Annotated in this window: 8 protein-coding genes and 1 riboswitch; of the genes, 6 read left to right on the plus strand and 2 right to left on the minus strand. The window is 52.9% G+C overall.

Annotated features, from left to right (window positions below):
• The first annotated feature begins 286 nt into the window (after positions 1-286).
• A complete protein-coding gene (gene metF / locus VSX58_RS12705) occupies positions 287-1180 on the plus strand; it encodes a methylenetetrahydrofolate reductase (protein WP_327618410.1) in 894 nt (297 codons plus the stop codon).
• A gap of 657 nt (positions 1181-1837) precedes the next feature.
• Positions 1838-2755 (plus strand): DNA-binding transcriptional regulator OxyR, encoded by a 918-nt coding sequence (gene oxyR, locus VSX58_RS12715; RefSeq protein WP_327618411.1) that lies wholly within the window; start codon positions 1838-1840, stop codon positions 2753-2755.
• Here oxyR and sthA read toward each other — a convergent pair.
• The gene (gene sthA, locus VSX58_RS12720; protein ID WP_327618412.1) at positions 2738-4144 is read right to left on the minus strand and encodes a Si-specific NAD(P)(+) transhydrogenase; all 1407 of its coding nucleotides are present in this window, start codon (positions 4142-4144) and stop codon (positions 2738-2740) included. The two genes, oxyR and sthA, sit on opposite strands and share 18 nt — an antisense overlap.
• 193 nt (positions 4145-4337) lie before the next feature.
• Between sthA and fabR the strand changes: the two genes are divergently transcribed.
• Together fabR and VSX58_RS12730 are read left to right on the plus strand one after the other, a co-directional pair.
• The gene (gene fabR / locus VSX58_RS12725; RefSeq protein ID WP_319606069.1) at positions 4338-4967 is read left to right on the plus strand and encodes an HTH-type transcriptional repressor FabR; all 630 of its coding nucleotides are present in this window, start codon (positions 4338-4340) and stop codon (positions 4965-4967) included.
• 26 nt (positions 4968-4993) lie between these two features.
• Positions 4994-5377 carry a YijD family membrane protein gene (locus VSX58_RS12730; protein WP_327618413.1) on the plus strand — a complete coding sequence of 128 codons (384 nt, stop codon included), beginning with the start codon at positions 4994-4996 and terminating at the stop codon, positions 5375-5377.
• 41 nt (positions 5378-5418) lie between these two features.
• On the opposite strand, the gene trmA is transcribed toward VSX58_RS12730, so the two are convergent.
• Positions 5419-6522 (minus strand): tRNA (uridine(54)-C5)-methyltransferase TrmA, encoded by a 1104-nt coding sequence (gene trmA / locus VSX58_RS12735; protein WP_327618414.1) that lies wholly within the window; start codon positions 6520-6522, stop codon positions 5419-5421.
• Positions 6523-6652: 130 nt separating this feature from the next.
• Positions 6653-6907, plus strand: a riboswitch (cobalamin riboswitch).
• A gap of 67 nt (positions 6908-6974) precedes the next feature.
• Here trmA and btuB point away from each other — a divergent pair.
• Together btuB and murI are read left to right on the plus strand one after the other, a co-directional pair.
• A complete protein-coding gene (btuB, locus tag VSX58_RS12740; protein ID WP_327618415.1) occupies positions 6975-8852 on the plus strand; it encodes a TonB-dependent vitamin B12 receptor BtuB in 1878 nt (625 codons plus the stop codon).
• Positions 8797-9654: a glutamate racemase gene (gene murI / locus VSX58_RS12745; protein ID WP_327618416.1), complete on the plus strand. Its 858-nt coding sequence runs from the start codon at positions 8797-8799 to the stop codon at positions 9652-9654. The genes btuB and murI overlap by 56 nt, the downstream gene beginning before the upstream one ends.
• Positions 9655-9708: the final 54 nt, after the last annotated feature.

Genomic DNA, 9708 nt, shown 5'->3' on the forward strand with positions numbered 1-9708 from the left:
TGCTTCTCGCCGCGCTGCGGATTTTGTCAGCAAACTCGGCGCGCTATCGCCCGCGCCGTCTTTATCTATCTCTTTTTCCTGTTGCGAACCGATTGCGCCTCCCGGCGTTGGCGGCAATCGGCGCTATCATGAGCCTTTTTCATGTAGGATGAATAATCATCAGCATACGGATGAGTAAAAAGATTGACTCTGCGGGCAGATTACGTCATTTTCTATCTAGACGTCTAAACGTGTAGACGTTTATGAACAACGATAACAACAGAACTGGTTAATAGGATAGGCAGGTATGAGTTTTTTTCACGCAAATCAGCGGGAATCGCTGAATCAAAGTCTGGCGGAACTACAGGGACAAATTAATGTTTCATTTGAGTTTTTTCCGCCGCGTACCACTGAGATGGAAGAAACACTCTGGAATTCTATCGACCGTCTGAGCACCCTTAAGCCGAAATTCGTTTCCGTCACCTACGGCGCGAATTCGGGCGAGCGCGATCGTACCCATAGCATCATCAAAACGATTAAGGAGCGCACCGGGCTTGAGGCGGCGCCGCACCTGACCTGTATCGACGCCTCTCACGATCAGCTGCGCGAGATCGCGCAGGATTACTGGCAGAGCGGCATTCGCCATATCGTGGCCCTGCGCGGCGATCTCCCCCCCGGCGGCGGTAAACCGGAAATGTATGCCGCCGATCTGGTCGCTCTGCTAAAAGAAGTGGGGGATTTCGACATCTCCGTCGCGGCTTATCCGGAGGTTCATCCCGAAGCCAAAAGCGCCCAGGCCGACCTGATCAATCTGAAGCGCAAGATTGACGCCGGCGCCAATCGGGCGATCACCCAGTTCTTTTTCGATGTGGAAAGCTATCTTCGCTTTCGCGATCGCTGCGTCGCCACCGGTATTGACGTGGAGATTGTGCCTGGAATTCTGCCGGTTTCCAACTTTAAACAATTGCAGCGTTTCGCCACCATGACGAACGTGCGCGTACCGAACTGGATGACCTCAATGTTCGACGGACTGGATAACGATCCTGAAACCCGCAAAATGGTCGGGGCGTCTATCGCCATGGATATGGTGAAAATTCTGAGCCGCGAAGGGGTAAAAGATTTTCATTTTTACACCCTCAACCGCGCTGAATTGAGCTATGCGATTTGCCATACGCTGGGGGTCCGCCCGGCGGTTGGCTGAATGGGACTGCGCGCCGTTGCGCGCAGGAATTGCTCAAAACGCCGTCGTTCACTTCAAAACCCTGCTCTGACAGGGTTTTTTTATGCTTATGTATCGGGAAAGGGTAGCTGAGATAAGGTGTTGATTTGTTCTGTGATAACGCCATAACTCATTTTATATGCCTATACATCCCTACCATTATTTATCTATCTGCTGTTATCAGTGCTAAATGCGATATTATCTTTTTTCCGTCTCATGGCCTGAACTTATGCGATAAATGTGCCGTTAATAAAAATACACAAAATGCGATTCATGCCAAATTGCTTGAATACGTCTGCTAACTCGTTATAGCGTGGCAGATGGTCGGAGGATCTGGCCGTTAAAAGCCTCTGTGGTGAAAAGAAAGTAATGACAGTTTTATCATTGAACGACGCGTTTGCTGTCGCCCCAATTCGACCGGCCGCCTTTGCGCGTATGGAGACGTCATCTGCGGATTTTCTTACCTTTCCGGCCGATCGACGTGGGCCCGACCGATTAGTAAAGGTGTTGTTTTATTTGGGTAAAAATAAACTGATACGCTGCGATGGAATCGACTATTCGTTTTAACTGTTGATAGGAATAACCATTCGTCGCTAATCTTTCTATCGTTACTTGCTATCGTGATAAGGAGAATAATAAATGAATATTCGGGATTTAGAGTATCTGGTGGCGCTAGCAGAACATCGTCATTTTCGGCGTGCCGCAGACTCTTGCCACGTTAGTCAGCCAACGCTTAGCGGACAAATCCGCAAGCTGGAAGATGAATTGGGCGTTATGTTGCTGGAACGAACCAGTAGAAAAGTGTTGTTTACCCAGGCGGGCCTGTTGCTGGTTGAACAGGCGCGTACGGTACTACGCGAAGTTAAGGTATTGAAAGAGATGGCGAGCCAGCAGGGCGAAACCATGTCAGGGCCGCTGCATATCGGCCTGATCCCGACCGTCGGACCCTACCTGTTGCCGCAAATTATTCCGATGCTGCACCGCACGTTCCCCAAGCTTGAAATGTATCTGCACGAGGCTCAGACCCACCAACTCCTGGCCCAGTTGGACAGCGGCAAGCTGGATTGCGCTATCCTGGCGCTGGTGAAAGAGTCCGAAGCCTTTATTGAAGTGCCGCTGTTCGATGAGCCGATGAAGCTGGCGATTTATCAGGATCACCCCTGGTCAAACCGGGAGCGCGTGGCGATGGCCGACCTGGCCGGCGAAAAACTGCTGATGTTGGAAGATGGGCACTGCCTGCGCGATCAGGCGATGGGATTCTGTTTCCAGGCCGGCGCGGACGAGGATGCGCATTTTCGCGCCACCAGCCTGGAGACGCTGCGTAATATGGTGGCGGCGGGCAGCGGCATCACGCTGCTGCCGTCGCTGGCGGTACCGCACGAACGCGAACGCGATGGCGTTTGCTATCTGCCTTGTTATAAGCCCGAGCCAAAGCGCACCGTCGCGCTGGTCTATCGCCCCGGCTCGCCGCTGCGCGGACGCTATGAGCAACTGGCCGATACCATCCGTGAACATATGCAGGGCTATATGGAAAACGTGTCAAAACAGGCGGTTTAATCCGTTCAGCGCCGCGACTCGATAGGCTTCCGCCATGGTCGGGTAATTGAAGGTGGTATTAACGAAGTACTCGATAGTATTGCCTTCGCCCTTCTGCTCCATAATCGCCTGTCCGATATGAATAATCTCAGCCGCCCGCTCGCCGAAGCAGTGGATGCCCAGTATCCGTTTGGTGTCGCGATGGAAGAGGATCTTCAGACTTCCCACGTTCATACCGACAATCTGCGCGCGCGCCAGATGCTTGAACTGCGCGCGGCCTACCTCATAGGGAATCTTCATCGCCGTTAGCTGCTGCTCGGTTTTCCCGACCGAACTGATTTCAGGAATGGTATAAATCCCGGTGGGGATATCCTCGATGAGATGGGCGCTGGCGTTTCCTTTGGCGATCGCCTGCGCGGCGAGACGCCCCTGATCGTAGGCGGCGGAAGCGAGGCTGGGGTAACCGATGACGTCGCCGACGGCGTAAATATGCGCCAGACCGGTCTGGTACATGCCGTTGACTTTTATCTGCCCGCGGCTATCGGCGCTCAGACCGATATTTTCCAAGCCGAGCGTTTCCGTGTTGCCGGTTCGTCCGTTGGCGTACAGCAGGCAGTCGGCCTTCATTTTTTTGCCGGATTTGAGGTTAACGATAACGCCATCCGCCATGCCTTCAATACGTTCAAACTCTTCGTTATGGCGAATGACCACGCCGTTGTTCCAAAAATGGTAAGAGAGCGCATCCGACATCTCCTGATCGAGGAAGGCCAGCAGGCGATCGCGGGTGTTGATGAGATCGACCTTGACGTTGAGACCGCGAAAAATAGACGCATATTCACAGCCGATGACGCCCGCACCATAAATAATGACATGCCGCGGTTCGTGATCGAGTTGCAGAATGGAGTCGCTGTCGTAGATCCGGGAGTGGTTGAAGTCTACTTCGCTTGGGCGATAGGGGCGCGACCCTGTGGCTATGATGATATTGGCCGCCGTCAGCGTATCGTGAGAGTTGTCCGGATAATGAACCGCCAGGGTATGTTCATCAATAAAACGGGCTTCGCCGGAGAACAGCTCGCACTGGTTGCGCTCATAAAAGCCCTGACGCATCTGGGTTTGCTGGCCGATAACGCTGTCCGCGCGACGCAGGATATCGGAAAAAGAGGAACTGATAATGCGCGCTTTATCGCTGTATAGCGGGTTCTGGTTAAACTCAATAATACGGCTGACGGCATGACGCAGCGCTTTTGAGGGAATGGTTCCCCAATGGGTGCAGCCTCCGCCGACGTTGTAATGCCGTTCAACCACCGCGATTTTTGCCCCCTGTTTGGCTAATCCCATTGCGGCGCCTTCGCCGCCGGGGCCGGAACCGATAACGATGGCATCATAATCGAACTGTTTTGGTGTGGTCATTGTAGGGTAACTCATCTTATACAAAACAATAACGTGATTGTAACACTCGGCGCAGCGGAACCCAATATTCCCTGTATTTATTATGGAAACCTACGGTCACATTTTTAATATGACAAACTTTGTCTCAGTATGCCGACAATAAAGTTGCTATAGTGCTTTTTTAGCAAGGAAAACGGATGATTTGGGCAGGATAATGGGTGTCAGAGCACAACAGAAAGAGCGGACGCGCCGTTCCCTTATTGAAGCGGCATTCAGCCAATTGAGCGCGGAGCGCAGCTTTGCCAGCCTGAGTTTACGAGAGGTCGCGCGCGAGGCCGGTATCGCGCCGACGTCGTTTTATCGCCACTTTCGTGATGTGGACGAACTTGGGCTGACGATGGTCGATGAAAGCGGGCTGATGCTGCGCCAGCTGATGCGTCAGGCGCGCCAGCGCATCGCCAAGAGCGGCAGCGTGATCAAAACGTCCGTCTCCACCTTTATGGAGTTCATCGGCAACAATCCCAATGCCTTCCGGCTGTTATTGCGTGAACGCTCGGGGACTTCCGCCGCGTTTCGCGCGGCCGTGGCGCGTGAGATTCAGCATTTTATCGCTGAACTGGCCGACTATCTGGAGGTCGAAAATCATATCCCGCGCAGCTTCGCCGAAGCGCAGTCGGAAGCGATGGTGACCATTGTTTTCAGCGCCGGGGCGGAAGCGCTGGATGTCGGATTGGAGCAGCGGAAACAGCTGGAAGAGCGGCTGGTATTACAGCTGCGTATGATTTCCAAAGGCGCCTATTACTGGTACCGGAAAGAGCAGGATAGCGGGGCAAGTACGTCGTAAATCACAGGCACGAGAAGAGAAAAGCCATGACAGAACCATCTCATCACTATCGGGAAAAAGGAACGCTGATTTTGGCGTTGGTCGCGGGTTTATCCATTAACGGTTCATTTTCGGCGTTGTTCAGCGCGCTGGTTCCATTTTCAATCTTTCCTCTGATTGCGCTGGTTTTATCCGTATATTGCCTGCACCAGCGCTATGTTGACCGCAGTATGTCTGAAAGCGCGCCTTTGCTGGTGGCCGCCAGTTTTCTGCTGGGGTTACTGCTTTACAGCGCCATCGTGCGGGTTGAATACCCTGCCATAGGATCAAATTTCATTCCTTCGCTGCTCTGCGTGGCGCTGGTGTTGTGGATTGGCCTCAGGCTGAAATCCCGGGCCGCCGCCGATGAGGGCGATGCCCCGGAGGCATGAGATTGACGGCGGGCGCTAAGCCCGCCTGCGCAACGATGCGCTTACGCGCGTTTTTCCAACAGGATGCCGCACTCCATATGATGGGTGTAAGGAAATTGGTCAAACAGCGCGAGCCGGCTTATCTGATGGGTTTCCGTCAACGTCTCCAGATTCTGGCGCAGCGTTTCCGGGTTGCAGGAAATGTAGAGAATGCGCGGATAGGCCCGCACCATGTTGAGCGTTTCCGCATCCAGCCCGCTGCGCGGCGGATCGACGAAAATGGTTTCACAGCGATAATCCGTTAAATCGATACCTTGTAAGCGATTAAACTGACGAACCCCATTCATGGCCTGGGTAAACTCCTGCGCCGACATACGAATAATCCGCACGTTATCAATGCGATTGGCGGCGATATTGTACTGCGCGGCGGCGACCGACGGTTTGGCGATTTCGGTCGCCAGCACACGGTCAAAATTGCGCGCCAGCGCCAGTGAGAAATTGCCGTTGCCGCAGTACAGCTCCAGCAAATCCCCCGTTGAACCTTGCGTGGCGTCCAGCGCCCACTCCAGCATCTGAATGTTCATGGCGGCGTTGGGCTGGGTGAAGCTGTTTTCAACCTGCCGATAAATCATCTCGCGTCCGGCCACGGGCAGACGTTCGTCAACATAGTCCCGGTCCAGACAAATCTTGGTCTTGGTGGCGCGTCCAATCAGCTGTAGCCGGAAACCCCGCGCGCGCAGCGCGTCCCGCAGCGCGACGGCATGCCGTTGCCATTCGTTATCCAATGCCCGATGGTACAACAGGGAAATCACCGCCTCGCCGCTCAGCGTGGACAGGTAGTCAATCTGGAACAGTTTGCGGCGCAAAATCGGGTTGGGGCGCAGGGCGGCGATCAGCTCCGGCATCAGCTGGTTTATCAGTTTGCTGGCGGCCGGAAAGCTATCGACGCGAATACGCTGTTTGGTCTGCTGATCAAACATAATGTGGTAAAGGTCGTCGCCGTCATGCCAGATACGAAACTCCGCGCGCATGCGGTAGTGGGTGACGGGGGAACGAAAAACAGCGGGTTTTGGCGCATTAAATGATGCCATCATGTTGCTAAGACGTTCTGTTTTTTGTGCTAGCTGGTTGTCGTATTGCTCAACGGGCAGGATCTCTGGCGTCATGGTTTTCTCATCTGAATGGCATCGAAAAGGGCTTTGTTAGCCGGAAACTCCAGGTAATCCGGCTGAGAAGTCCAGTTTTGCAATGTTATTACTCTGTAATGAAATAAGAGACTAGACCTCTGGATAACGCGATCGTAGCATGAAAATCCGGCCTTTTATTACAAGTTAAAAGGGAATCCAGTGTGAATCTGGAGCTGACGCGCAGCGGTAAGGGTAGTCAGAGCGATCGCATTATTGCAGACACTGTCTTCTTTAAAGATGGGAAGTCATCGCTCTTTGTTGTTACGAACGGTTGTTACGAATCATGTTTGCGACAAACGATGTTTCGGGAATGAGAGTAACGGCGGCCCCAAGCCCGAAGACCTGCCGGTATACGTCGCAGCGACCATGATCATCGCGTGCTATTCATCATGGTAATGCGGCATCCTCTATATCGTTTGGATGCTTGATACATGCTTAATAAAAAAATATTGCTGCCGACAGCGCTTGCTGTCGCGGCCTTTCCCGTCTGGGCGCAGGAGAGTACGGATTCATCGCAAGAAAATAACGATGAAATAATCGTTACCGCAAACCGCTTCCCTCAACCCGTTTCCTCCGTGCTGGCGCCGATGGATATCGTTACCCGCGAAGATATCGATCGCTGGCAGGCGAAAAGCTTGACGGACGTGATGCGTCGTTTGCCGGGTGTGGATATCGCGCAGACTGGGGGAATGGGACAGAGTTCCTCGACGTTTATTCGTGGTACGGAAGCAAAACATACGTTGGTCTTGGTCGATGGGGTCCCTGTCGCCCGCTCGGGCATCTCTAATGATCCTGATTTAAATAAGTTCCCTCTCTCATTGGTACAACGTATCGAGTATATCCGTGGTCCTCGCTCCGCCATGTATGGCTCGGGAGCGATTGGCGGCGTGATTAATATCATTACTCAAAAGGGAGATGAAAAATCCGAGATTAGCGCAGGCGCCGGATCCAAGGGGTATCAGGAATATGATGGGATTTTACGCCAGCGCTTTGGCGGCACGGTAGCTACCGTAGCCGGTGCTTACAAAACGACAAAAGGGTTTAATGTCCAAAAAAACTCTACCTGGGGGCTGGATAGCGACCGGGATGGATACCGCAGCAAGTCTTTCTGGGGCGGTTTGGAACATCAGTTTAATGAGAATGTTGCAGGGTTTTTTAGGGGCTATGGATATGCCAACAACGCTGATTATGATCTGGGTAGCGCACCCTATTCGCCCTCTTACAGCGCTGATGAGCACCAACTGTATAATCAGTCCTGGGACGCGGGGATGCGGTTCAACTCAGGCGGTTATTCGTCTCAACTCATCGCCAGTCTCCAGAAAATCAAAGATTACAACTACAGCAGTATTTATGGCCGCTATCACGAGGGAACTTCTCTCGACCGTATGGAACAGCGCTACGTCCAATGGGGAAATAATTTCGTTGTTGGTCAAGGGGCGATAGGGGCGGGGGTGGACTGGAAGCAAGAGCGGCTGACATCGTCTAATGAGACTACCTCAGACATCTATAAACGAGATAATGCCGGCATCTATCTGACAGGACAGCAGCAGTTTGGCCGTTTCACTCTGGAAGCTTCCGGCCGTGAAGATAAAGACGAGCAGTTTGGCTGGCATGGTACCTGGCAAACCGCTTTGGGCTGGGCGTTTGTTGATAATTATCGCATAACCCTCTCTCACGGCACGGGTTTTCTTACACCGTCATTAGGTCAGCAATTTGGCGCTAGTCGCTACTCTCCAGCAATTTCCTCAAATCCGGATCTGAAACCCGAGGAATCAAAACAGTGGGAAGCGGGGCTGGAAGGGCTTACCGGGCCGATCGACTGGCGTTTGTCGGCGTATCGCTACAAAATTCAGAACCTTATTACCTATGGCAACAACGCGTACTACAATATCAATTCCGCCACCATCAAGGGCGTAGAGTGGACTGGAAATCTGGATACCGGCATTTTCACGCACCGGATAACGCTACAGTACATTGATCCTCGAGACGATCGGACGGATGAGGTTCTGCCGCGCCGCGCGAAGCGGCAGGCGAAATATCAGCTTGACTGGACAATGTTTAACGTCGATATGGATATCGCGTGGCAGTACTATGATCGGCGTTATGACAACCGAAGTTCATCCTACAATCCTCAGCAGAGAGTGTTGCCCAGTTATAGCACGATCGATCTTTCTGCCTCATATCCGATAACCCCCCATCTGACAGTTCGTGGTAGAATCGCCAACCTGTTTGATAAAGATTATGAGACGGCATATGGCTACCGTACGGCAGGACGAGAGTACTATCTCTCCGGAAGCTATACCTTCTGACCTGCCAGCCCGTCCCACCGTGCTGGTGTTTGATTCCGGCGTAGGCGGGTTGTCTGTTTTTGATGAGATCCGGCGATTATTGCCGGATCTTCACTATATCTATGCGTTCGACAATGAAGCATTTCCTTATGGCGAAAAGCCTCAGCAGTTTATTATCGAGCGCGTTGTTAAAATTGTTGCCGCTATTCAGCAGCGTCACCCACTGGCGCTGGTGGTGATTGCCTGTAATACCGCCAGCACCATTTCTCTTCCGGCGCTGCGCGAACGCTTTACTTTCCCCGTGGTGGGCGTTGTGCCTGCGGTTAAACCCGCCGCCAAGCTGACGCGTAACGGCGTCGTTGGGCTGCTGGCCACCCGCGCGACCGTACAACGCTCCTATACGCATGAGCTTATCGCCCGTTTCGCCAATGATTGCCAGATACTGTTGCTGGGATCTGCAGAATTGGTTGAACTGGCGGAAGCCAAGCTTCAGGGAGAAAGTATCGCTACGGAAGCGTTGCAAAAAATCTTACGTCCATGGTTACGGCTGCCGGAACCGCCCGACACAGTCGTGCTTGGGTGCACGCATTTTCCGTTGCTGAAGGAGGAGCTGCATCTGGCGTTGCCGAACGGCACTCGGCTGGTGGATTCGGGGGCGGCTATCGCCAGAAGAACGGCGTGGCTGATCGCCAATCTTGAACACGCGCCGGTCTCAGCGGAAAAAAATCTGGTTTATTGCCTGGCGATTACCCCTAAAGTGGCGACGCTTTGGCCAGTATTGCAGCGTTATGGTTTTGCATCGCTGGAAAAACTACCGCTTTGATGGCCTTATGGGTAAATAATAAGCGCTTAATCGTTTTTTTGCATTTAGCGCTTG

The organism is Brenneria populi, from assembly GCF_036016195.1.
Taxonomy (GTDB): Bacteria; Pseudomonadota; Gammaproteobacteria; order Enterobacterales; family Enterobacteriaceae; genus Brenneria; species Brenneria populi.

Bases quoted from the DNA above. Each gene is read 5' to 3' on its own strand.
- metF (WP_327618410.1), top strand. From the start codon at position 287: ATGAGTTTTTTTCACGCAAATCAGCGGGAATCGCTGAATCAAAGTCTG.
- oxyR (WP_327618411.1), top strand. From the start codon at position 1,838: ATGAATATTCGGGATTTAGAGTATCTGGTGGCGCTAGCAGAACATCGT.
- sthA (WP_327618412.1), bottom strand. From the start codon at position 4,144: ATGACCACACCAAAACAGTTCGATTATGATGCCATCGTTATCGGTTCC.
- fabR (WP_319606069.1), top strand. From the start codon at position 4,338: ATGGGTGTCAGAGCACAACAGAAAGAGCGGACGCGCCGTTCCCTTATT.
- VSX58_RS12730 (WP_327618413.1), top strand. From the start codon at position 4,994: ATGACAGAACCATCTCATCACTATCGGGAAAAAGGAACGCTGATTTTG.
- trmA (WP_327618414.1), bottom strand. From the start codon at position 6,522: ATGACGCCAGAGATCCTGCCCGTTGAGCAATACGACAACCAGCTAGCA.
- btuB (WP_327618415.1), top strand. From the start codon at position 6,975: ATGCTTAATAAAAAAATATTGCTGCCGACAGCGCTTGCTGTCGCGGCC.
- murI (WP_327618416.1), top strand. From the start codon at position 8,797: ATGGCTACCGTACGGCAGGACGAGAGTACTATCTCTCCGGAAGCTATA.